The organism is Mesorhizobium sp. KR1-2, from assembly GCF_040045035.1.
Classification (GTDB): domain Bacteria; phylum Pseudomonadota; class Alphaproteobacteria; order Rhizobiales; family Rhizobiaceae; genus Pseudaminobacter.
This window is the reverse complement of record NZ_JBDZDS010000012.1, coordinates 166,345-189,439: the sequence shown is the minus strand read 5'-3', so window position 1 is coordinate 189,439 and position 23,095 is coordinate 166,345. Positions and strand designations below refer to the sequence as shown.

Below are 23,095 nucleotides of genomic sequence, written 5' to 3'. Positions count from 1 at the left end.
GGCTGGCGGTCAAACTCGTTCAGCCGCCGGACCGGCTTCACATCTTGTCCTCATCCGTCGGGACCAGGATCTCGCGCTTGCCGGCATGGTTGGCCGGGCCGACGATGCCTTCCTGCTCCATCCGCTCGATGATCGAGGCGGCGCGGTTGTAGCCGATGCCGAGGCGACGCTGGATGTAGCTGGTCGAGGCCTTGCCGTCACGCAGCACCACCGCCACCGCCTGGTCGTAGGGGTCGTCCGAATCCTCGAAGTTGCCGCCCCCGCCGCCGCCCTTGGACGACGATTCTGCTTCGTCTTCGCCGTCGTCCTCGGTGATGGCGTCGAGATATTGCGGCACGCCCTGTAGCTTGAGATGCGCCACCACCTTCTCGACCTCGTCATCGGAGACGAAGGGCCCGTGCACGCGCTGGATGCGGCCGCCGCCGGCCATGTAGAGCATGTCGCCCATGCCCAGAAGCTGCTCGGCGCCCTGCTCGCCCAGAATGGTGCGGCTGTCGATCTTCGAAGTGACCTGGAAGGAGATACGGGTCGGGAAGTTGGCCTTGATGGTACCGGTGATGACGTCGACCGACGGACGCTGCGTGGCCATGATGACATGGATGCCAGCCGCACGTGCCATCTGCGCCAGGCGCTGCACGGCGCCTTCGATGTCCTTGCCGGCGACCATCATCAGGTCGGCCATCTCGTCGATGATGACGACGATGTAGGGCAGCGGCTCGAGGTCCAACTCTTCCGTCTCGTAGATCGCCTCGCCGGTCTGGCGGTCGAAGCCGGTCTGCACGGTGCGGCTGATCTGCTCGCCCTTCTTCTTGGCCTGCGCGACGCGGGCGTTGAAGCCGTCGATGTTGCGCACGCCCACCTTGGACATCTTGCGGTAGCGGTCCTCCATCTCCCGCACGGTCCATTTCAGCGCCACCACCGCCTTCTTCGGATCGGTGACGACCGGCGTCAGAAGGTGCGGGATGCCGTCATAGACCGACAATTCCAGCATCTTCGGGTCGATCATGATCAGGCGGCACTCTTCCGGCGTCATGCGGTAGAGCAGCGAGAGGATCATGGTGTTGATGGCCACCGACTTGCCCGAGCCGGTGGTGCCAGCCACCAGCACGTGCGGCATCTTGGCGATGTCGACGATGACCGCCTCGCCGTTGATCGTCTTGCCGAGCGCCAGTGCCAGCTTCGCCTTGGTCTGCTCGAAGTCGCGGCTGGCGAGGATTTCGCGCAGATAGACGGTTTCGCGCTTGGCGTTGGGCAGCTCGATGCCGATCGCGTTGCGCCCCGGCACGACGGCGACGCGGGCCGCGATAGCGCTCATCGAGCGGGCGATGTCGTCGGCGAGGCCGATGACACGCGAGGACTTGATGCCCGGCGCCGGCTCCAGCTCATAGAGCGTGACGACGGGGCCCGGCCGGACGTGGATGATCTCGCCCTTGACGCCGAAGTCTTCCAGCACGCCCTCCAGCAGCCTCGCATTCTGCTCGAGCGCATCCTGCGACAGGGTGGGGTCGCGCGAAATGTTCTTCGGTTCGGCGAGGAAGTGGAGCGACGGCATCTCGAAAGCATTGGAGCCGATCAGCGAAGCCTGCGCCTCGCGTTGCGCGCGCGCGCCCAGCGCCGGCCGCGGCGCGGGGCTTCCCACCCGAGCGCTCGCCATGGCAGGAGCGTTCGATGGCGAGCGGAAATGCTGCACCATCGTCGCCTGGGCGCGCGGCGCGGCGGCGATGATGCCGTCCGGCACGAAGTCGAGTTCGTCCTCGTCCTGCTCCTCGTCGTCGGAATGGGCGGCGGCCGCGCGGTCGGCGACCATGGAGGCAAAGAATTCGGGCTCCACGCGCGCCCTGCCCTGGGGGCTGACCCGCGCCTCGGCCCGTTCGGCAACCTCGACCCTCTCGGCGGCGCGGCGCCACGCGCTCTCCGGCTGCGGCGCGGCGCGGCCATAACCGTCGCGCGACCCGCGACGGGCCGAGTGGCGATGCAGGAATGCCCTGAACGACAGCCACCAGTGGGTGACCGCGCCAAGGGCCAGAATACCCTCGTCCTCATCGTCCTCGTCGACAAGGGATGCGAGGTCGCGCTCGCGCTGTTCCTTTTCGGCCTGCTCTTCAAGCGCAGAATCTCGCTGCCGCAACAGCAGCCCGGAACCATATCCGAAAAGCCACAGCGCCGGCACAGCCAACGCCGCAGCGACTGAAGTGCCCACCCATCCGGCCGGATAGCCGCCAGTCAGCATGCCCGGGATCTTCAGCACCATGTCGCCAAGCACCCCGCCGAGCCCGCTGGGCAGCGGCCAGGTCGGTGGCGGTGTGGTGCAGCCTGCAATTGCGGCCGAGAGAAGCGACGCGCCGAACCAGGCGAAGGCACGGCGCGGCATGCGGTCCACGCCGCGCGCTGTCATCAGCAGAAAGCCCCAGACCACCGCCGGCACCAGTGCCGCGACCGAGGACAGGCCGTAGAATTGCATGGCAAGGTCGGAGAAGACCGCACCCGGATAGTCCATCGCATTTGTGACGGGATTGTCGGTGGCGTGGCTGAAGCTCGGATCGGCCACGTTCCACGTGCCGAGGCTGGCAAGCGCGAAGGCGACGAAGCCGAACAGCGCCAGCCCCACCAGCCGCGCGGCCTGCCGCCACACGAAGTCCTTCAGGCCGTGCCCCGTGTCGGTCAGCGCCAATTGTGTGGCCGAACGCATGTTGCTTCCCCGTCCGAAATGAAGATGCCACGGCACGAACGCACCTTGGCCAGAGTCGGCCGTCAGATTACCGGCGGGAAGGTTAAGGCGGCATTAACCATGGGCGGAAACGATTTCCAGGCTGTGCCAGCGCGGTCTCACATCCGCGGCTTCAGGATCGCCGAGGGTCAGGCGGACCCCAACAGAACATTCTTGCAAACAAAAAAAACCCGGCGGTTGCCCGCCGGGTTTCTCCAACCGACTGATGAGTCGATTAGAACGAGCGCTGGAAGCGAACCATGCCGCTCCAGGCGTTTTCGTGCACGCGATCACCAGCGGCGTTATTCCAGCGATACCGCTTGTAATCCACTTCCGGGGTGATCGTGAGGCCCGGGACGATCGTGTAGGCGACGTTGGCAGCCACGGCAGTCTCCTGCGCGAGCGTCTCGCCGTCGTCGTTGGTCCACTTGTCGCTACCCTTGTCGTAGGACACCTGCAGGTTAGCCGCGAGCTTGTCGTTGAACTGGTAGGTGGCGCCGCCCCAGACAGCCCACTTGCCGTTCCACGACTTGTAGAAGCTGTTGGAGATGTTCTTCTCGGTGCCGTAGCCGCCCATCACGAAGAGCGAGAGCTGCTCGGTCGCGTTGACATCCAGGCGAACCTTGCCGGCCCACTCCTTGAACACCGAGTCATAGCCGACGACGCCGGAGACGCCGCCCCAGCCCTGGGTGTAGGAAGCGCCTGCGACCACGTGCGGAGCATAGGTGTCGAGCGTGTAGATGTCGTTGCCTTCTTCAAGAGCGACGGCAGCCGAGAAGCCGTTGCCACCGGTGAAGGTGTAGGCGATCTGGTGCGTGTCGAACGGGCCATAGGCAACCATGTCGTCGGCAATCACGCCGCCGGCATAACCGGTGAGCGTCGAGAACAGCGAGTCGGTCTTGCCGACGCGGAAGCCGCCGAGCTCGATGTAGGCGTGCTCGATGCCGAGGCCGGTGGCGGTATCGGTGACGCGATCCTCGCCAACAGCGATCGTCTTCCAGTCGTAGTCGACGTGCATGTAGCCGCGCAGGGTGCCGAGTTCGGTTTCCGAACGGGCATCGACCTTCAGGGCTGCACGGGCGCGCTTGTAGTAGGTGTCGTGGGTCTTGTCGCCATCGAGCTTGTCGATCACGTTGTTCAGACCGCCATAGCCAGTGCCGGACTTGCCGAGACGAGCGTCGTAACGGATGTAGCCGCCGACCTTGAGGCAGGTCTCGGTGCCCGGGATGTAGTAGAAGCCGGCGCCGTAGACGTCGCAAATGCGGACGTATTCCATCGGCTCGGGTTCAGCGACGACAACAGCGTCGGCGGCGCGAGCGCCGGAAACTGCGGCGAGAGCCGCAGCGGAGCCGAGAAGAAGACTCTTAATGTTCATTTCCGATTCCAATCAAAGTGCATTTCATAATTAGCCGGAGCCATGCCCTGGAGGACAACCTGACCCAGGCCGGTTTGGTGAGGAACGCCAGGGATGTACGCTCCTCGCGCCACAGATCGCCCGCCGCACCGGTGCACTCAACTCGCAAATGTGATTTTGGCCGCCACATTGAGGCCCTATCCGAGGCAACTGTTGCACAAATGTCATAATTCGGAGCTTGGCCGGGGGTGGTCGTTAACAATCATTAACGAATTTGGGCCTTCCGGCAGCCGAGCGCCACGTTCTGAGGGAGGCAACGGGGCGATTCGAATCGTCGGAATGACGGGAGCTCCCGCCATCGGGGACCGCGCGTCGCACAAACGGAGGGCCGGACCGACTGGAGCTCCAGGGCGTGGCAGGACCGCTGGGTGAGCCACGACGGGACTTTTTCCCGGCGGACAACCGCCGGGACGTTCTCACGAGTGGTAGGCCACCTCGCCATGCGACGACAGGTCGAGCCCCTGCGCTTCCGCTTCGGCACTTGGGCGCAGGCCGATAACCGTGTCGACGATCTTGTAGAGTATGAGCGAGCCGATGCCGCACCACGCGTAGGTGATCAGCACTGCCAGGATTTGCGTCGAGACCTGGCCGCCCATCGTCACCCCATTGGCATAGCCGACGCCGCCCAGTGCCGTGGAGGCGAAGATGCCTGTACCGATCGCGCCTACGGTTCCGCCAATACCGTGAACGCCGAACACGTCGAGCGAGTCGTCGTAGCCGGCCTTTACCTTCACGACGGTCACGAAAAAGTAGCAGCAGACGCTTGCGATGGCGCCAAGCACGATCGCTCCGACCGGGCCGACGAAGCCCGCCGCCGGCGTCACCGCCACGAGGCCGGCGATCATGCCCGAGGCCGCGCCCAGCATCGACGCCTTGCCGCGGACGAGCGCCTCGACCACCGACCAGGCGATGATTGCGCCGGCCGTCGCGGTAAAACTGTTGGCCATGGCAAGAGCCGCGCCGCCATTGGCCTCGAGGTTGGAACCGGCGTTGAAGCCGAACCAGCCCACCCACAGGATCGAGGCGCCGACCATGGTCAGCGTCATCGAATGCGGGGCCATGTTGTCGCGGCCGTAGCCGTTGCGCTTGCCCACCAGCAGGGCCCCAACGAGCGCGGCGATGCCGGCGTTGATGTGCACCACCGTGCCGCCGGCGAAATCGAGCGCGCCCCAGCCGAAGAGCAGGCCGTGCGAATCCCAGACCATGTGGGCGATCGGGAAGTAGACGAAGGTCACCCACAGTGCCACGAACAGCACCACGGCCGGGAAGCGGATACGTTCGGCAAAGGCACCGATGATCAGCGCCGGCGTGATGCAGGCGAAGGTCATCTGGAAGCAGATGTACACCAGTTCGGGAATGACGACGCCGTTGGTGAAGGTGGGCACCGTGCTATGGGGTGTGACACCTGCGAGGAACGCTTTGCCCAGCCCGCCCCAGAACGGGTTCGTTCCGCCGCCGAAGGCGACCGAATAGCCGTAGAGGACCCAGATCACGATGACGACGGCGACGATCATCGTGCACTGCATGAGCACGGAAAGCATGTTCTTGGCGCGCACCAGCCCGCCATAGAACAGCGCAACCCCCGGTAGCGTCATGAACAGCACCAGCACGGTCGCAGCCAGCATCCAGGCGGTGTCGCCCTTGTCGGGCACCGGCCCGGCGGCTGTCGCTGCCTCCTGCGCGAAGGCCGAATGCGTGCCCAAAGCGCCGAGCGCGAGCAACCCCAAGGCGGCAGTGCGCCCCAACTGCGCAAGGTAAGGTGGAATTTTCATCGAAATCTCCATCGGTTACGTGTTGGCGGGCGGAATTGATTTCGGGGCGGCCAGGCGACCCGTGAGGAAGGCGCGCTTCGAAAGCTCAGAGCGCATCGGCATCGGTCTCGCCGGTGCGGATGCGCACGGCCTGGTCTATGCCGAAGACAAAGATCTTGCCGTCGCCGATCTGGCCGGTCTTGGCCGCGGCGACGATGGCCTCGACCGTCTTGTCGACCATGTCGGTAGGCACCGCGACCTCGATCTTGACCTTGGGCAGGAAGCTGACCGCGTATTCGGCACCGCGGTAGATTTCCGTATGACCCTTCTGGCGTCCGTAGCCCTTGACCTCGGTAACGGTCAGGCCTTCGACGCCGACGGCGGTCAGTGCTTCGCGGACCACGTCGAGTTTGAACGGTTTGATGATGGCCATCACGATTTTCATCGGCTTCACCCTTTGCTGGTGCGGAGTTCCGCAGTTGCACGGCATCACCGGCTGGCCAGGCACAACCGGACGTACCCAGGGTAAATCAAGCTCCGTGCCAATTCGGCCAGCGCCCATCAAGTTATTGAAATCTATGGATATGGCATTCCATCGCCGCCGGAATCTGGAAAAGGGCGGCGGGAGCGATGCTTATAAATTAGGCGATATGAAAAAAGTGCCTATTTTGCAGGCGGATGTCGCAGCCGGATCAGGCCCTCCTGGGCCACCGAAGCAATCAGCGTGCCGTCCTGCCCGTAAAGCGCACCGCGCGTGAACCCGCGCGCGCCGGAGGTCGAAGGGCTGTCCTGGGTGTAGAGCAGCCAGCCGTCGAGCAGATGCGAACGATGGAACCACATCGCATGATCCAGGCTCGCGGCCTGGATGTCGCGATCGAAGACCGCCCGGCCATGCGCAAAGGTGGAGGTGTCCAGCAGCGTCATGTCCGACAGATAGGCCAGCACGGCCGCCTGGGTCGCGCGGTCGGCCGGCACCGGCCCCGTGGTGCGGATCCAGATCTTCTGCTCCGGCGCCAGCTTCTCGCGGCTGGTGTAGTGCTTCAGCATCACCGGCTTCATCTCGACCGGCCGGTCGCGCTCCCAATAGCGGCGGATTCCCTCCGGCACGGCGTCGCCGAACCTTGCGATCAGCTCCTGCTGGGTGCCGAGCGTCTCGGGCGCGGGGACGTTGAGCGGCATCGGCATCTGGTGATCCAGCCCGCCCTCGTCGAACTGGAAGGAGGCCTCCAGCGAGAAGATGGCCTGGCCGTGCTGGATAGCCACGACGCGGCGCGTGGCGAAGCTGGCGCCGTCGCGGATGCGGTCGACCTCGTAGACGATCGGCACCTTGGTATCGCCCGGCCGCATGAAATAGCCATGCAGCGAGTGGACGTGGCGGTCGGGCGCAACGGTGCGCTGGGCCGCAACCAAAGCCTGTGCGATGGTCTGGCCGCCGAACACGCGCTGCCAGTCCGATTGGGGGCTGCGACCACGATAGAGGTTGTGTTCCAGCTCCTCGAGGTCGAGAATGGCGAGAAGCTCTTGCATGGCCGCCGTCATGTTTCGCACCTTTCCCACACGCGAACGGGAACGGTTTCCAACGGACGTCCGGCCAAGTCAAGGCAACCGACAGATGAAGGCGCAAGACCCGGAGGACAGGGCGATGGTCGAGAGAGAATCAGCTGCCGCAAGGCACCCCATGCTCGATGTGCTGATCGCCGGTGCCGGCTATGTCGGCCTCGCGGCCGCGGTGTCGCTGAAGCAGGCCCGGCCCAACCTGGCCGTGGCCGTGGTCGACGCGGCTCCCAAGGACGTCTGGCAGCGCGACACCCGCTCCTCGGCGGTCGCCGCAGCGGCCTGCCGCATGCTCGGCCAGCTCGGCTGCTGGGACGAGATCCAGCCCGAAGCGCAGCCCATCACAGACATGCTGATCACCGATTCGCGCACCGCCGATCCGGTGCGCCCCGTCTATCTGACCTTCGACGGCGAGGTCGCTCCGGGCGAGCCCTTCGCGCACATGGTGGCCAACAAGGTGATCAACGCGGCTCTGCGCCGCCGCGCCGGCGAGCTCGGCATCGACATCATCGAGGGGGTGGCGGTCCAGGCCTTCGAGACCGGAATCGCCAGCGTCGCGATCCATCTTGCCGACGGCACCTCGCTCGACGCCCGGCTGCTGGTTGCCGCCGACGGCGTCAATTCCCGCTTGCGGGACATGGCCGGCATCAAGACGGTCAGATGGGAGTATGGGCAGTCCGGCATCGTCTGCACGGTCGCGCATGAGCGGCCGCACAACGGCCGCGCCGAGGAGCACTTCCTGCCGGCGGGCCCCTTCGCCATCCTGCCGCTCACCGGCAACCGCTCCTGCATCGTCTGGACCGAGCGCACCGAGGATGCCGACCGGCTGGTCGCCACGGATGAACTGGTGTTCGAAACCGAGCTCGAACACCGCTTCGGGCTGAAGCTGGGCGAGTTGCGCGTCGAGGGCAAGCCGCGCGCCTGGCCGCTCGGCCTGATGCTCGCCCGCGATTTCGTGGCGCCGCGCTTCGCGCTGGCCGGCGATGCCGCCCACGGCATTCACCCCATCGCCGGCCAGGGCCTCAACCTCGGCTTCAAGGATGTCGCCGCCCTCGCCGAAACCATCGTGGAAGCCGATCGCCTCGGACAGGACATCGGCGCGCTCGACGTGCTGCAGCGTTACGAGCGCTGGCGGCGGTTCGACACGGTGTCGATGGGTGTCACCACGGACGTGCTCAACCGCCTGTTCTCCAACGACTTCGGCCCGCTGCGCGCCATGCGCGACTTCGGGCTCGGTCTGGTCGACCGCATGCCGCCGCTGAAATCCTTCTTCATCCGGCAGGCGTCCGGCCTCACCGGCGACATGCCGCGGCTGCTCAAGGGCGAGGCGATTTAGACAAAAGAGCTTTCGCCAAAATCCTCATAGCCTCAGTCGCCGCAGGCCCTATATTCGCGGGGTCGCCGCACGCGCGGCCCGTCACAGAGAGGGAGGATAATCATGCATCGTCAAGCAACCGCCATCTGGAAAGGATCGCTGACCGAGGGAAGCGGCACGCTCGAAACCCAAAGCGGCGCATTCAACGTAGCACCCTATTCGTTCAAGGGCCGGTTCCAGGATGAGAGCGGCAAGTCCGGTACCAATCCGGAGGAACTGATCGCGGCCGCGCATGCCGGCTGCTTCGCCATGCAGCTTTCGTATTTCCTGGCAGAGAACGGCACACCGGCCGAGAAGCTCGACGCCAAGGCCGTGGTCAGCTACGGCCCGGCAGCGGACGGAGGCTTTGAGATCACCGAGAGCGCACTGACGCTGATAGGCACGGTGCCGGGCATCGACGCGGCGAAATTCAAGGAGCTCGCCGATCAGGCGAAGGCCGGCTGCCCCGTCTCCAAGGCGCTCGGCGCAATCAAGATCACGCTGGATGCGCGACTGGCCTGAAAATCATCTGGCATTTGCTTTTGAGGACGCCCGCAGGCGTCCTCATGGATATCCGCCGTGCAACCGGCCGAGAACAGGCGCGGTTCTTTCACAAGACGGCTTCCCGATAGCCATCGCGGCCCGTCAGACGACAGGCCGCGGGCTTCAGTGCTGCGCGACGCCCGGCATTACTGGGCCGGGGCTGGCTGCGTAGGTGACGGAGCCGGCTGCGCGGGTGTCGGGGCAGGCGCGGGAGCGGTCGACTGCGGCGCGGGCGCGGCCGGTGCCTCGGGAGCAGCCTGCGGCGTCGGCGTTGCCGGGGCAGCAGGAGTTGTCGCTTCGGGCGGCGTAGCCGGAGTTGCAGGAGCATTCGCGCTGGGAGCCGGAGCCGCCGGCGCCTTGGTCTCGGGCGCGGGTGCGGGTGCGGGCGCGGTCGTAGACTGACCCGTCGTCGGCTGGCCGGCCGGCTCGACGGGCGTATTCGACTTGCCGGGGAAGAATATGAAATAGGCAATCACGGCAAGCACGACCACGATCGCGGCGATCAGCGCCCCGCTGCCGCCGGAACCGGACGGTGTAGGACGGTCATCGAGCGGAGGCTCGGGCGAATTGCTCGGGTTCGATCGGGAGCCGCCGGGCGCGGGGGTCAACGGATCATTCAGACTTGGATCCGGAATACGGTCGGACTTAGCCATGATAGCTCTCCGTCAGTTGCACGGAGAATAAACGATCAAGGTGCGGTTTGGTTTCACTTCCGGGCCAGAGGGCCCCGATTCGCAAGCCGGGACGCGCCGATTTCGGCTGGCGTCAGTCGATCACAGTGACCTTGTAGCCGTCGTTGCGCAGCAGGGCGATCAGTCCGTCGGAGCCAGGCAGATGCATCGCTCCGACCGCGATGAAGGCGCTGCCGCGCGCAAGGATGGGTTCGGCGTGCTCCGCCATGGTCCGGTTGCGGGCCTTGATCATCGCCTCGTCGAAGGCAGCGTAACCGTCATCGCCGTTCGCTTCGTTCGGCAACACCGCGCGGAACAACGGCCAGAACATGCCCGTGTCGCCCCGCTCGTAGAGCACGATCATGGTCTCGATGACATCGTCCATCCGGTCGCCGAGTTTCAGCGTGTCGACAAGGCCCTTCATGTGAAAATCCATCGGCAGCGAGGCCATGGCTCGCAGCTGGTCGGCGACGGTCTCCAGCCCCTCGAGTTCCTTGCCGGAGGTTTTCGCATCCTGGGCGAGCTTGATGTCGAGAACGGGCGCCCCGGCAGCCTTGCGGGAAAACTCGCATGCGGGAAGCGCTACCATCGCCGACAGCATCCACGGCTTCATCTTGGAGACGCTTGCAGGCGGAATGCCGCGCGCGTCGAGCGCCTTGTCCACGAGCGCCGCGTCTTCCGGCGACAGCAGCGACGTCAGCGTCGTGCTGTCGGTGAACATGGTCAGGTCCGGTTCCTTCATGATGGCGGCCACCATCTTGGACTGGTCCAGCACTTCCGTCGTCTCGATGACCACCGTGCCCGACGCGTCGAAGGCTTTTTGCGCGGCCGGCGTAAGCGTGGTCACGCGCGGATCGGTCATGTGCATGGTGCCGAACAGGAAGGACGGTTTCTCATCCCCCTTCTCGATCTTCCACAACAGCCCCTTGCCGTTCGGGGTTTCGGCAGCCTCGGCCGCGATCTTCTCAACCAGCGCCGGATCGCTCTTCTGAAGCGCCGCCAGCATGTCGCTGCCCTTGCAGGCCGACGCCTCGGCATGCGCCTTGCCCATGGTGAGCATGATCATGACGAGGAAGGAAATGAAGAACAGCACGTTGAGCGCCGCAAGCAGCAGCAGGGCCTTGTGCGCGATACGATCAGCAATGGCGACAGCGCGTTTCATGCCTTGATCGTTAAACGCAAAATACGGCCAAACCGTTAACTGTCGCTGCCAAATTGTCGCGTAGCGCCATCAGGCGCGCGGGTGTGCGGCCTCGTAGATGTCGAGGAGCCGCGCGGTGTCCACGCCGGTGTAGATTTGGGTGGTCGACAGGCTGGCATGGCCGAGCAGTTCCTGGATGGTGCGCAGGTCGCCGCCGCGTCCGAGCAGATGGGTGGCGAAGGAATGGCGCAGCGCATGCGGCGTCGCCGTATCGGGCAGGTTGAGCGCAGGGCGCAACTTCTGCATCTCGCGCTGGATGATCGCCGGATTGAGCGGGCCGCCGCGCGCACCGCGAAACAAAGGCGCATCCGCTCCGAGGTGATAGGGGCACAGCTTCCGGTACTCGGCGACCGCCGCCAGCGCCACCGGCAGCACGGGAACAAGCCGCGTCTTGCCGCCCTTGCCGGTGATCCGCAGCACCGTGTCGTCGGGCACGTTGAGATCGCCGCCGCTGAGGCCTAGCGCTTCCGAGATGCGCAGGCCGCAGCCATAGAGCAGGGTCAGGACTGCTGCATTGCGGGCGGCTATCCACGGCTCATCTGCAAGCTGCTCGCCGGCGGACACGACGCGCTTGGCGTCCGACGCCGTCAGCGGCTTGGGCAATGATTTCGGCTGCTTGGGCGCGCGCAAGGCCGCCGCGCCCGCGGCATTGGCGAGGTTGCGGCGCTCCAGGAAGCGCAGGAACGAGCGCACCCCGGCAAGCCCGCGCCCCAGCGTGCGCGCACCGGCTCCGTCGCCGCGGCGCGCAGCCAGGAATGCGCGCAGGTCGGCGGGCCGCAATTCCTTGATGTCCGCAAGGCCGGGCGCGCCGCCGCAATGGCCGGTGAGAAACTGGAAGAACTGGCGCGTGTCGCGCTCATAGGCGTCCACGGTCAGGGCCGAAAGCCGGCGCTCATGCGCCAGCGTCTTCAGCCAGGTTTCGCGGGCCTGCTGAAGGTCTGGTCTGGCAGAGATAAGGAATTCCTGCTGCATGGGCTTCCGGAGAATCTGTTCGTGCCATGCTGAGGCCTGCCGGTTAGCAACGGGTGAAGGCGTCGTTGAAATCGGCGAACGGCAGGGATAGAGACGGGCAAAGGACAAAACACCCATGCCCAAGCCTGAAAATCCCATCCAGATGGCCGTGATCGGCGCCGCCCACGGCATCAGGGGCGAACTGCGCGTGAAAACCTTCACCGCCGACCCGCTGGCGCTCGGCGACTATGGCCCGCTCTACTCCCGCGACGGACGCGCCTTCGAAGTCATCGACATCCGGCCAGCGAACACCGTTGTGATCGTGCGTTTCAAGAACGTCAAGGACCGCAGCGCGGCCGAGGCACTCGCGGGAACCGAGCTTTTCGTCGACCGCTCCGCATTGCCCGATGACGAAGACGATGACGAGTTCTACCACGCGGACCTGATCGGCCTTGCCGTGCAGGACGAGACCGGCGCCACGATCGGCAAGGTCACGGCGGTGCATGATTTCGGCGGCGGCGACATCCTCGAGATCGTCCATGAGGGCAGGAAGGGCGTGCTTATCCCCTTCACCCAGGCGGCGGTGCCTGACATCGACGTGAAGGCCGGGTTCCTGCGCGTCGACACGGCCTGTGCCGGGCTGATCGAGGACGCCAGCGAAGAAGGCGCGGAACAGGGGCAGGACGCTTCGCCGAAGCACGGGGGCGCCGGAAAAGATCGGCCGCGCGGTCCCAAGGATGCCGGAGGCAACCGGTGAGCGGTTTCCGCGCCTCAGTCCTGACGCTCTACCCGGAAATGTTTCCCGGCGCGCTCGGCCTGTCGCTGGCGGGACGCGCGCTCGAGCGTGGCGACTGGTCGCTGGAGGCCGTGCAGATCCGCGATTTTGCGACCGACAAACACCGGACCGTGGACGACACACCGGCTGGCGGCGGCGCGGGCATGGTGATGCGCGCCGACATACTCGCCAAGGCGATAGACGCCACCGCCCCGTCTGACGACCCGCGCCCGAAGCTTTTGATGAGCCCGCGCGGAAAGCCCCTGACGCAGGAAAGGGTGCGCGAACTGGCGGCCGGGCCCGGCGCGGTGATTCTGTGCGGCCGTTTCGAGGGCGTCGACCAGCGCATCATCGAGGCGCGCGCCCTGGAGGAAGTGTCGATCGGCGACTTCATCCTCTCCGGCGGCGAACCCGCCGCGCTGGTGCTGCTGGACGCGGTCGTTCGGCTATTGCCTGGCGTGATGGGCAACAACAGCTCCGGCGACGAGGAGAGCTTCGAGAACGGTCTGCTCGAACATCCGCATTATACGCGCCCGCAGGAATTCGAGGGACGGACGATCCCGGAGGTGCTTACCTCCGGAAACCACGGCAAGATTGCCGCTTGGCGACGCGCCCAGGCCGAGCTTCTGACCAGTGACCGGCGTCCGGACCTGTTCTCGGCCCACGAAAAGGCCATAGAGGGCAAAAAACCTGCACCCAAGAGGTGACAATCCGCACGGAAGCGTGTATGTGCGCCCCGCAACTGGGAGTATGATACTCCTTTAGCCCGTCAACAAAGACGGTGAAATCGCCCCTGCCTCGGCTTCTCGGCGAGAAGCAAAGGCATAGCCAAGCGGTCTTCGAACTGGGTGGCAAGTGCCGGGCGCTCTGGCTGTTGAGAACGAAGAAGAGGTTACTGCGATGGATATCATCCGTCAGCTCGAGGCCGAACAGGCCGCCAAGATCGAAGCTAAGCGCAAGCTCCCCGAATTCCAGCCGGGCGACACCGTCCGCGTCCTGGTCCGCGTCACCGAAGGTACGCGCACCCGCGTCCAGGCCTATGAAGGCGTCGTGATCGCGCGTTCGGGCTCCGGCTTCCAGGAAAACTTCACAGTCCGCAAGATCTCCTACGGCGAAGGCGTGGAACGCGTGTTCCCGGTCTACTCGCCGATGGTCGAGGGCGTGGAGATCGTGCGCCGCGGCAAGGTTCGCCGCGCCAAGCTCTACTACCTGCGCGATCGTCGCGGTAAGTCGGCCCGTATTTCGGAAAACACCGGCGTGCGCGCCCGCAAGCTGAACGATGCCGAGCGCGAAGCGCTGAACGCCGAGAAGGCGCGTATCGAGGCCGAGAAGATCGCCGCCGCCGAGGCGCTGGCCGCCGAGAAGGCTGCTCAGGAAGCTGCCGAGAAGAAGGCTGCCGCCGAGGCCGAGAAGGCCGCCGAATAGTCTTCTGCGGAAGATTGTGGTTTTGGAAAAAGGCGGCTTCGGCCGCCTTTTTTCGTCTGACGCTCATGTCCAAGGGGGAGGAGAACGATGAGCGAGTTTGCCAAGGCCAATCTGCGCAACTGGGACAATCGCGCCGAGCTCCATTCGTCCGACAAGACCGGCAGCTACCGGATAGCCCGGGTCCTGGCCGGCGGCTCATCGCTGCATCCGCTGGAAGCCAGCGAGATCGGCGAAGTGACGGGCAAGGACATCGTCCATCTGCAATGCCACATCGGCCTCGACACGTTGAGCCTCAAGCACCTCGGGGCCGGAAGCGTGACCGGCCTCGACTTTTCGCCGAAGGCGATCGCCGCGGCACGAGCTTTCGCGGAGCAGGCGGGAACCGCAGCGCGATTCGTGGAGGCCTCCGTCTATGACGCACCGCAGGCGCTGGGCGAAACCTACGACATGGTCTTCGTCACCTGGGGCGCCATCAATTGGCTGGACGACATCTTTCGCTGGGCGGCGGTGGTATCGGCGCTGCTGCGGCCGGGCGGCCGGCTCTACCTGCTCGAGGGTCATCCGCAGCTCAATCAGGTCGAGGCGCGCAACGGCAGCCTTGAGCTGGCCTATCACTGGCGCACCCCTATGGCCGAGCCGCTCACCTGGGACGACGCCCAGACCTACACCGGCGACGACCGGCCGTTGACGCATACGCGCTGCTACGAGTGGATTCATCCGCTCAGCGACATCATCAACGCGCTGATCAGGGCCGGATTGAGCATCGACCACCTCAACGAACACGAGATCGTTGTCTGGCGGGCTTTCGCGGATGTGGTCGAACTGGGCGAAGACCAGTTCGGACTGCCGGACGGCTACCCGAAAATCCCGATGTCGTTCTCCATCGGAGCAACGAAGCGCGGGGGATAGCGAAACCTTTTCGTGCCCCTCACGGCACGAGAGCAAAGCCGTCTCTTGCAAGCCGTGGGCAGTTGGCTAATCTTGCGCGAAATCCTGCCTTTTCGATCCAAAAACATTTCCGAACTGGAGCGCCTCATGAACAGGTTCAAATTCGCACTGGCCGGGCTGCTGGCTTGCGTCCTCGCACCCGCGGCAGCAAACGCCGAAACGCTGCCCGATCTCGGCGGAAAGACGGTGACGGTGGTGACTGAAAACGCCTATCCGCCGCTGCAGTTCGTCGACCCCAAGACGGGCGAGCAGATCGGCTGGGAATACGACGCCATGAACGAGATGGCCAAGCGCCTGAACATCAAGGTCGAGTACCAAAACACCTCCTGGGACGCGATGATCCAGGCCGTGTCTGACGGGCAGTACAATATCGGCATGACCGGCATCACCATCAAGGAAGACCGCAAGGAGAAGGTCGACTTCTCCGATCCCTACATGCGCTCGCAGCAGTTCATGCTGGTGCGCGGCGACGAGAGCCGCTTCAACGACGCCAAGAGTTTCGCGGCACTCAACGACGGCCTGGTCGGCGCGCAGCCCGGCACTTCTCCCTTCTACACAGCCGTCTACGAAATTCTGGACGGCAACGAACAGAACCCGCGCATCAAGCTGTTCGAAACCTTCGGCGCGACCGTGCAGGCCCTGAAGTCGGGCGACGTCGACCTGGTGCTGACCGACAGCGTGGCTGCAAAGGGCTATGTCGATTCGTCAAACGGCGCCCTGAAGGTGGTGGGCGAGCCGCTCGGCACGGAGGATTTCGGCTTCATCTTCCAGAAAGGCTCCGACCTTGTCGCGCCGATCAACGCGGCAATCGCATCGATGAAGGATGACGGCACGATCGATGCCCTGAACAAGAAGTGGTTCCTCGACTACAAGATGGGCGAGTGACGGACCAAGCGAAGGCCGGGCGGTTTCGGCAAAGGCGCCGAACCTCCCGGCCTTCGCGTTTTCAGATGCATCTGCTCTCCACGACTTCGTCCGAGAAGAAAGAGTTCCCCTGGTGGCTGGCCATCGCGGCGGCGATCGCTGTCGCGGCGGCTATCTTCGTCGCCACCACCGAGATCTACAGCCAGGTCTTTTCGACGGTCGCCAAGGGTATCGGCATCACCGTCTTCGTCACCCTGGTCGGCTTCAGCCTTGCCTCGATACTCGGGCTCGGCATCGCCCTGATGGGCCTTTCGGGCTCCGTCTGGCTTCGTCAGATCTCCCGCTTCTATGTGGAGATCATCCGCGGCGTGCCGATCCTGGTGCTGCTGTTCTGGATCGCCTTCGTCGGAGCGCCGGCCTTCGTGGCCGGATGGAATGCCGCCATGGCCCCGTTGCACGAGGCGGGCCTAGGCTCACCGCTTCAGGTGCGCGACGTCTCGCTGCTCTGGCGCGCCATCATGGCGCTTACCATCGGCTACTCGGCCTTCATTTCCGAAGTGTTCCGCGCCGGCATCCAGTCGGTCGATGCCGGCCAGATCGAGGCCGCCAAGGCGCTCGGCCTGACACGTTTCCAGCGCTTCCGCCTGATCATCCTGCCGCAGGCGATCCGCACCATCCTGCCCCCGCTCGGCAACGATTTCGTCGCGATGGTCAAGGATTCTTCGCTGGTCTCCGTGCTGGGCGTGGCCGATATCACCCAGATGGGCAAGGTCTACGCCTCCGGCTCCTTCCGCTTCTTCGAGACCTATTCCATCGTCGCCTATATCTATCTCGTGCTCACCGTCGGCCTGTCGCTTACGTTGAGGGCGCTGGAACGGCGGATGCGCAAGGGGCACCGGACATGAGCCAACACCGCCACAGCGAAGGGCTGGAACAGGTTTACGCCGCACGCAACGAGGCCGAGCTGACGCAAGCCTACGCGGCTTGGTCGAGCGACTATGACCGAGAGACAGCCGCCTCGGGCTATTGCCTGCCATTCATGATCACCGCCTGGGTCGCCCGGCATGTGCGGCCGGCCGCCGGCCCGGTTCTCGATGCCGGCTGCGGCACCGGCCTCTCCGGCGCCTATCTGCAGGCGCTCGGCTATTGCGACATCGAAGGCCTCGACTTCTCGCAGGACATGCTGGCGATCGCGCGGGCACGCGGCGCCTATGGCGCGCTGACCGAGGCAGCACTTGGCGGCCCGCTGCCCTGGCGCGACGGCCACTTCGCCGCCTTCTTCTCGACCGGCGTCTTCACCGAAGGCCATGCCCCTGCTTCCAGCCTCGACGAGCTAGCGCGGATCACGCGCGCCGGCGGCCATGCCATCTTCACGGTGCGCGACGTGGTTCTGGACATGGGCGGCTTCCGCGCCAAGTTCGCCGAGCTGGAACAGGCCGGACGCTGGCGCCCTGTCGAGGAAAGCCCGTGGTTTCGCGCCTTCGCGGTCGACGAACCGGATGTCCTCGTCAAGGCCTTCGTCTTCGAGATCTTGTGAGGCGGGCGGCAAGTGCCGCGCTCGCGCCGACGTGACGAGGCTGCCAATTGCCGATCGGCCAAAATGTTGGTATGAGCGCGGCCATGGAAGAGCTCTTTGGAGATCCGGCCTACAAGGGTTTCGTGCTGCAGGACCACAAGCGCCTGCCGAGCCGATTCTTTGCGCGGATTTCCGGCGCGCAGACCAGCCGCCTATCCTGAGCGGACCAGGTTCCCGGCCTTTTGACGCCGGTTCATTCCAGTTTTCCGCTCTATCCAGGGATTTAGACAATGAGCGCACCTCGCACCCTCTACGACAAGATTTTTGACGACCACGTTGTCGACCGTCAGGACGACGGCACCTGCCTGCTCTACATCGACCGCCATCTGGTGCACGAAGTGACGAGCCCCCAGGCCTTCGAAGGCCTGCGCATGTCGGGCCGCAAGGTTCGCCACCCCGAGCGCACGCTCGCCGTCGTCGACCACAACGTGCCGACCTCGCCCGATCGCAAGAACGGCATCAAGAACGAGGAAAGCCGCATCCAGGTCGAGGCGCTGGCCAAGAACGCCGCCGACTTCGGCGTGGAATATTATTCGGAGAATGACGTCCGCCAGGGCATCGTCCACATCGTCGGCCCTGAGCAGGGTTTTACCCTTCCGGGCATGACCATCGTCTGCGGTGACAGCCATACCTCCACCCACGGCGCCTTCGGCGCGCTGGCGCACGGCATCGGCACCTCCGAGGTCGAGCACGTGCTGGCCACCCAGACGCTGATCCAGAAGAAGGCCAAGAACATGCTGGTGCGCGTCGACGGCCAGCTGCCGGCCGGCGTCACTGCCAAGGACATTGTGCTCGCCATCATCGGCGAGATCGGCACCGCCGGCGGCACCGGCTACGTCATCGAATATGCTGGCGAAGCGATCCGCTCGCTGTCGATGGAAGGCCGCATGACCATCTGCAACATGTCGATCGAAGGCGGCGCCCGCGCCGGCCTGATCGCGCCGGACGAGACCACCTTTGCCTATGTGAAGGACAAGCCGCGCGCCCCGAAGGACAAGGCCTGGGACATGGCGCTCGACTACTGGAAGACGCTGCACACGGACGAAGGCGCGCATTTCGACAAGGTGGTCGTGCTCGACGCCGCCAAGCTGCCGCCCATCGTGACCTGGGGCTCCTCGCCCGAGGACGTCGCTGCCGTCACCGGCGTCGTGCCGAACCCGGATGACATCGCCGACGAGAACAAGCGCAACTCCAAGAAGCGTGCGCTCGAATATATGGGCCTCACCGCCGGCACCAAGATCACCGACATCGCGATCGACCGTGTCTTCATCGGCTCCTGCACCAACGGCCGCATCGAGGATCTGCGCGAAGTGGCCAAGGTTGTCGAGGGCAAGAAGGTTGCTTCGACCGTTTCGGCCATGATCGTTCCGGGCTCCGGCCTCGTGAAGGAACATGCAGAAGCCGAGGGGCTCGACAAGATCTTCATCGAGGCCGGCTTCGACTGGCGCGAGCCCGGCTGCTCGATGTGCCTGGCCATGAACGACGACCGGCTGAAGCCGGGCGAGCGCTGCGCCTCGACCTCGAACCGCAATTTCGAGGGCCGTCAGGGCTTTAAGGGCCGCACGCATCTGGTGTCGCCGGCGATGGCGGCTGCAGCGGCAATCGCCGGCCATTTCGTCGACATTCGCGACTGGAACTGACCAGCGCCGACTCGCTCCGGGCGATGCTAGTCGCCCGGATCGAACCTTCTTACGAGTTCGTGGAACTCGTCGCGAATGCCCGGCTGGTCCTCGGGCACGATAAGCGCAAGATGGCGTTTGTCGAACAGCGCAAACCATTCATCCCAATCGATCAGTTCGATGCCGCCGGTCGCTTCGGAGCGTTCGGGTTGGTCTTCGTCCTCATAGGCGGATTGTCCGAATACGATGCGCAGCACCGGTTCGTTGCCGGCCGACGTCGCTTCCTGAAGCGCCGGGCTCCCGGCGCGGGCCGCAACCCAGTCCCGGATTGCCTCGTGATCGACAAGCATGACGGTCTTGGCCATGACAGGGTCTCCTCGTTCGACTCGCAACGCGGAGAGCCCGGGGCGGTTCCGACGATTTACCGTCGAAATTAGCTCGGCCGTTAACGGCTTTTTCGTGCAAATGTGATTGAGTGCCCCTTCCGATGCAGCCGCTCCGGCCACCTGATGCCGGCACGAGGCAGCACGGGAACACATGCTTTCGGTTCCTCGACGAGGAACGAAGCCGTGCGCTTAGGGGGCGCAGCCAATGAGCGGAGCAGTCGTTGTCCTGGCTGTCAATCTGATTGTCGCCGGCCTCCTGTCCGCCTCCTTTGCCATGGTCGCCGTCTACGATCGCAAGCAGTTCGCGGCTCGCTGGATGGCCGTCGCCTACGGGCTCGGCGTCATCTATTTCTGCACCGAATTCCTGATCGCGAAGCTGGGCGCGCCGCGCCCCGTCGTCGTCTTCTCCTTCTCGCTTTGCCTTGCGGCAATGCTGATGTTCAATGTCGGCATCGCGCGCAAATACCAGGTCCCAGTTCCCTGGCGGCTGTTGAGCGCGGTCTTTCTCGTTTCGGTCGTGGCCTGCGACGCCATACAGGACATGCCCCGCACGTCGTTCGCCCGGATGATGGTCTATCAGGCGCCCTATTTCGCGACTGAAGTCATCGGCGCCTGGATCGTCTGGTCGGCGCGTTCGCGCAGGTGGCTCGACACGCTCATGATGTTTCTGCTGGCCGCGAGCTCGCTGCAGTTCCTGAGCAAACCATTCCTCTCGGATATGCTGGGTGGAACGGGTGCCACCGCGCAGCACTATCTCGCCACCAGCTATGCGCTCATCTCGCAATCCCTAGGCACAGTGTTTGCCATCGCCAACGCCCTGCTTTTCCTGGTGATCCTGGCACGCGACGTGATTGCCGACGTCACCGTGCTGTCTGAAACGGATTCGCTTTCCGGCCTGCTCAACCGCGGCGGTTTCGAGCGCTACGCCAATGCCGTCCTGCGCCAGGAAGCACGAAAGGGGCCGCTCGCGCTGGTCATTTGCGACCTGGACCACTTCAAGGCTATCAACGACACCTTCGGCCATGCTTCGGGCGACAAGGTGATCAAGACCTTTGCGCGCTTCCTGCGCGCCGCCGCCGCCGATCACCACGTCGCCGGCCGCATCGGCGGTGAGGAATTCGCCATCATCCTGCCGGGCACCAACCTCACCGCGGCACGGTTGTTTGCCGAAGGTGCTCGAAGCGCGTTTTCCGCGTTGCCGGTCGACGGTTTGCCGGAAGGCCTGCGCTTTACCGCCAGCTTCGGCGTCAGCGAATTGGCGCCCGGCGACGATCTTTCGGAACTCCTGTCGCGTGCCGACAAAGCCCTCTACGAAGCCAAGAGGGATGGCCGCGATTGCGTGCGGACAACATCGCTGCCAGCCGACGGCCGGCGTGCGTTCAGGTCCTCTTGAGCCTGCCGGCCCCGATCAAAGGCAAGGGCCGCCCTGGAATGGAATGGCGCCCTGGTCGAAGCCGTACATGTAGCTGCGCCCTTTAATCAGGACAGGCCCCTGAAAGCACTCTTGCATCGCCAGCGCAGGATCAGAGTCCGGGTAGATCATCCCGGGTTCGTGTGAACGAGAGAATTGGGCAGCCTTTCGGGCGAGGTGCCCCTGTCCGACGACGATCCGCTTGTATCCGGCGGCGCTGTCGACAATCAGGTTGCCAAAAGAATCGGCATAGATGTGATCTCCCGCAGCCGCAGGCGCCGCAAAGGCGACCAGACCGGCCAGGACTGCAGGCATCAGGCTCGTTTTGATTTTGCTCCGACGCATGGGCGTAACCTCCCGCAATCAGCATCAACCATTTCTTAACCTTTGTTAAGCCCCTTGCATCGACAGCCCCTCGCCCGGAACGGATTCGAGGCGCTCCAGCCGTCGTGGTTGATCTGGCGCTGCCTAACCGGATAGTTTGCGCATATGAATCAGCGAAGACTCGACGGCGGCGCGATCCTGCGCTCGGCACTGGTCCTGAGCCCGCTTTTGCTCGCAGCCTCGTGCGTCTCGGAAAGCAACGCCGGCGGCGCAGCCCCCAAGGTGAGCGTTGCCTACGACGCCGACACGCCGCAGCCGAGCCACGCCACCTACAGTTGCGGCGCGGGCCGCGCTATCACAGTCGATAATTTCCGCACCTCGGTCCAAGTCGTCGACCCAGAAGGCGACAGCGTCGAACTGCCGGCATCTCCTGCCACCCAGCAGTCGCGCTATGGCCAGACGCCCTACGCGCTGGTTCTGGACGGGAACGAGGCGCTCTACATGAAAAGCGGCAAGCAGCCATTGAACTGCCGACGCTGACAGCACTGATTCGGGGCATGGAGTGTGCGGTGCAACACGTAGCCCGAAATCCGGCCGCATACTCTCGGGGATTTCGGCGCAACATGGGCCTTCCGCCCGCTTCAATCGATTGAAGCAAGCGCCATTGCTTGACCGTCTGGCGGTTTGAGCCAAATACGCGGCGTGAAACGATTATCCTACTTTGACGCGGTGCAAAAACCGCATTAGAACGCGGCTAACCTAAGTCGCATTCCGCGAAGGGCATGCCGTTTTTGCGCATCGGAATGTCCGGCGCCGGAAAGGGGAGCCATGAGCAAGATACCAGCCACCCAAGCAAGGCCTCTGTCGCCGCATCTGACCATCTACAAGCCGCCGATCACCATGACGACGTCGATCCTGCATCGCATCACTGGCGGCGCACTCTATGTCGGCACACTGCTGGTCGCCTGGTGGTTGATCGCGGCCGCGACATCGGAAAGCTATTTCGATTTCGTCAACTGGATCTTCGGCACCTGGATCGGCCGCCTCGTCCTGTTTGGCTATACCTGGGCGCTGATGCTTCACATGCTGGGCGGCATCCGCCACCTGGTCTGGGATATGGGCGCCGGCCTCGAAAAGCACACGGCTTCCAAGATCGCCTGGGCCACCGTCGTCGTGTCGGTCGTGCTGACATTGGCGATATGGATCATCGGCTACATGGTGCGGGGAGCCTGATCATGTCGGACATGCGTACTCCTCTCAAGAAGGTCCGCGGCCTGGGCTCGGCCCACGAAGGCACCGACCATTTCTGGCGCCAGCGGCTGACAGCGGTCGCCAACGTACCGCTTACGCTCTTTTTCGTCGGGCTTCTGATTGCGCTCAACGGCGGCGACTATGTCCAGGTGCGCACGGTGCTCGCCAATCCCTTCGTGGCGTTGATCCTGATCGCGATGCTGCTGTCGGCGCTCTATCACATGCGGCTCGGCATGCAGGTGATCATCGAGGACTATGTCCATGGCGAGGGCAGCAAGCTCGTCCTGCTCATGCTCAACACGTTTTTCACGATCGCGGTTGGCGTTGCTTCGGTTTTCGCCCTGCTCAAACTAGCATTCGGGGGCTGACC

At 64.5% G+C, this 23,095-nt stretch carries 24 protein-coding genes; 14 read left to right on the top strand and 10 right to left on the bottom strand.

The window, feature by feature from the left end; all coding sequences use genetic code 11:
• Positions 1-37 precede the first annotated feature (37 nt).
• The 5 genes from ABLE85_RS21645 to ABLE85_RS21625 all read right to left on the bottom strand — a co-directional run bounded on the left by ABLE85_RS21645 (position 38) and on the right by ABLE85_RS21625 (position 7,411).
• Positions 38-2,689 carry a DNA translocase FtsK gene (locus ABLE85_RS21645; RefSeq protein ID WP_348794783.1) on the bottom strand — a complete coding sequence of 884 codons (2,652 nt, stop codon included), beginning with the start codon at positions 2,687-2,689 and terminating at the stop codon, positions 38-40.
• Positions 2,690-2,942: 253 nt separating this feature from the next.
• Positions 2,943-4,082, bottom strand: a complete 1,140-nt coding sequence (locus ABLE85_RS21640) for a porin (protein WP_348794782.1) — start codon at positions 4,080-4,082, stop codon at positions 2,943-2,945.
• A 455-nt stretch (positions 4,083-4,537) separates the two neighbouring features.
• A complete protein-coding gene (locus ABLE85_RS21635; RefSeq protein WP_348794781.1) occupies positions 4,538-5,893 on the bottom strand; it encodes an ammonium transporter in 1,356 nt (451 codons plus the stop codon).
• Positions 5,894-5,978: 85 nt separating this feature from the next.
• Entirely contained in the window at positions 5,979-6,317 is a 339-nt protein-coding gene (locus tag ABLE85_RS21630) for a P-II family nitrogen regulator (RefSeq protein ID WP_348794780.1), read from the bottom strand.
• Positions 6,318-6,535: 218 nt separating this feature from the next.
• Complete coding sequence (locus ABLE85_RS21625) at positions 6,536-7,411, bottom strand: acyl-CoA thioesterase II (RefSeq protein WP_348794779.1); 876 nt, start codon at positions 7,409-7,411, stop codon at positions 6,536-6,538.
• 103 nt (positions 7,412-7,514) lie between these two features.
• Between ABLE85_RS21625 and ABLE85_RS21620 the strand changes: the two genes are divergently transcribed.
• Positions 7,515-8,762: a ubiquinone biosynthesis hydroxylase gene (locus ABLE85_RS21620; protein ID WP_348794778.1), complete on the top strand. Its 1,248-nt coding sequence runs from the start codon at positions 7,515-7,517 to the stop codon at positions 8,760-8,762.
• 102 nt (positions 8,763-8,864) lie between these two features.
• Entirely contained in the window at positions 8,865-9,302 is a 438-nt protein-coding gene (locus tag ABLE85_RS21615; RefSeq protein WP_348794777.1) for an OsmC family protein, read from the top strand.
• 167 nt (positions 9,303-9,469) lie between these two features.
• On the opposite strand, the gene ABLE85_RS21610 is transcribed toward ABLE85_RS21615, so the two are convergent.
• From ABLE85_RS21610 to ABLE85_RS21600, 3 genes are all read right to left on the bottom strand, one after another.
• Entirely contained in the window at positions 9,470-9,976 is a 507-nt protein-coding gene (locus ABLE85_RS21610) for a hypothetical protein (protein WP_348794776.1), read from the bottom strand.
• A 112-nt stretch (positions 9,977-10,088) separates the two neighbouring features.
• Entirely contained in the window at positions 10,089-11,156 is a 1,068-nt protein-coding gene (locus ABLE85_RS21605; protein WP_348794775.1) for a TraB/GumN family protein, read from the bottom strand.
• A gap of 69 nt (positions 11,157-11,225) precedes the next feature.
• Positions 11,226-12,167: a tyrosine recombinase XerC gene (locus tag ABLE85_RS21600; RefSeq protein ID WP_348794774.1), complete on the bottom strand. Its 942-nt coding sequence runs from the start codon at positions 12,165-12,167 to the stop codon at positions 11,226-11,228.
• A 115-nt stretch (positions 12,168-12,282) separates the two neighbouring features.
• Between ABLE85_RS21600 and rimM the strand changes: the two genes are divergently transcribed.
• The 8 genes from rimM (at position 12,283) to leuC (ending at position 19,374) form a co-directional block, all read left to right on the top strand.
• Entirely contained in the window at positions 12,283-12,903 is a 621-nt protein-coding gene (gene rimM, locus ABLE85_RS21595; RefSeq protein WP_348794773.1) for a ribosome maturation factor RimM, read from the top strand.
• Entirely contained in the window at positions 12,900-13,628 is a 729-nt protein-coding gene (gene trmD, locus ABLE85_RS21590; RefSeq protein ID WP_348794772.1) for a tRNA (guanosine(37)-N1)-methyltransferase TrmD, read from the top strand. The genes rimM and trmD overlap by 4 nt, the downstream gene beginning before the upstream one ends.
• A gap of 193 nt (positions 13,629-13,821) precedes the next feature.
• Positions 13,822-14,346: a 50S ribosomal protein L19 gene (gene rplS / locus ABLE85_RS21585; protein WP_348794771.1), complete on the top strand. Its 525-nt coding sequence runs from the start codon at positions 13,822-13,824 to the stop codon at positions 14,344-14,346.
• A gap of 87 nt (positions 14,347-14,433) precedes the next feature.
• The gene (locus ABLE85_RS21580) at positions 14,434-15,255 is read left to right on the top strand and encodes a class I SAM-dependent methyltransferase (RefSeq protein WP_348794770.1); all 822 of its coding nucleotides are present in this window, start codon (positions 14,434-14,436) and stop codon (positions 15,253-15,255) included.
• Between the two features lie 126 nt (positions 15,256-15,381).
• Entirely contained in the window at positions 15,382-16,179 is a 798-nt protein-coding gene (locus ABLE85_RS21575) for a transporter substrate-binding domain-containing protein (protein WP_348794769.1), read from the top strand.
• Positions 16,180-16,244: 65 nt separating this feature from the next.
• Positions 16,245-17,063 (top strand): amino acid ABC transporter permease, encoded by an 819-nt coding sequence (locus ABLE85_RS21570; protein WP_348794768.1) that lies wholly within the window; start codon positions 16,245-16,247, stop codon positions 17,061-17,063.
• The gene (locus tag ABLE85_RS21565; RefSeq protein WP_348794767.1) at positions 17,060-17,695 is read left to right on the top strand and encodes a class I SAM-dependent methyltransferase; all 636 of its coding nucleotides are present in this window, start codon (positions 17,060-17,062) and stop codon (positions 17,693-17,695) included. Before ABLE85_RS21570 ends, ABLE85_RS21565 begins: the two co-directional genes overlap by 4 nt.
• Before the next feature lie 269 nt (positions 17,696-17,964).
• Positions 17,965-19,374, top strand: a complete 1,410-nt coding sequence (leuC, locus tag ABLE85_RS21560; protein ID WP_348794766.1) for a 3-isopropylmalate dehydratase large subunit — start codon at positions 17,965-17,967, stop codon at positions 19,372-19,374.
• Positions 19,375-19,400: 26 nt separating this feature from the next.
• On the opposite strand, the gene ABLE85_RS21555 is transcribed toward leuC, so the two are convergent.
• Positions 19,401-19,718 (bottom strand): hypothetical protein, encoded by a 318-nt coding sequence (locus tag ABLE85_RS21555; protein ID WP_348794765.1) that lies wholly within the window; start codon positions 19,716-19,718, stop codon positions 19,401-19,403.
• 226 nt (positions 19,719-19,944) lie between these two features.
• Here ABLE85_RS21555 and ABLE85_RS21550 point away from each other — a divergent pair, with 226 nt between their 5' ends.
• Positions 19,945-21,132 carry a GGDEF domain-containing protein gene (locus ABLE85_RS21550; protein ID WP_348794764.1) on the top strand — a complete coding sequence of 396 codons (1,188 nt, stop codon included), beginning with the start codon at positions 19,945-19,947 and terminating at the stop codon, positions 21,130-21,132.
• Positions 21,133-21,147: 15 nt separating this feature from the next.
• On the opposite strand, the gene ABLE85_RS21545 is transcribed toward ABLE85_RS21550, so the two are convergent.
• Positions 21,148-21,495, bottom strand: coding sequence for a hypothetical protein (locus ABLE85_RS21545; protein WP_348794763.1), 348 nt, complete (start codon positions 21,493-21,495; stop codon positions 21,148-21,150).
• 144 nt (positions 21,496-21,639) lie between these two features.
• Between ABLE85_RS21545 and ABLE85_RS21540 the strand changes: the two genes are divergently transcribed.
• The 3 genes from ABLE85_RS21540 (at position 21,640) to sdhD (ending at position 23,093) form a co-directional block, all read left to right on the top strand.
• Positions 21,640-22,014: a hypothetical protein gene (locus ABLE85_RS21540; protein WP_348794762.1), complete on the top strand. Its 375-nt coding sequence runs from the start codon at positions 21,640-21,642 to the stop codon at positions 22,012-22,014.
• 288 nt (positions 22,015-22,302) lie between these two features.
• The gene (gene sdhC / locus ABLE85_RS21535; RefSeq protein WP_348794761.1) at positions 22,303-22,707 is read left to right on the top strand and encodes a succinate dehydrogenase, cytochrome b556 subunit; all 405 of its coding nucleotides are present in this window, start codon (positions 22,303-22,305) and stop codon (positions 22,705-22,707) included.
• A gap of 2 nt (positions 22,708-22,709) precedes the next feature.
• A complete protein-coding gene (sdhD, locus tag ABLE85_RS21530; RefSeq protein ID WP_348794760.1) occupies positions 22,710-23,093 on the top strand; it encodes a succinate dehydrogenase, hydrophobic membrane anchor protein in 384 nt (127 codons plus the stop codon).
• Positions 23,094-23,095 lie beyond the last annotated feature (2 nt).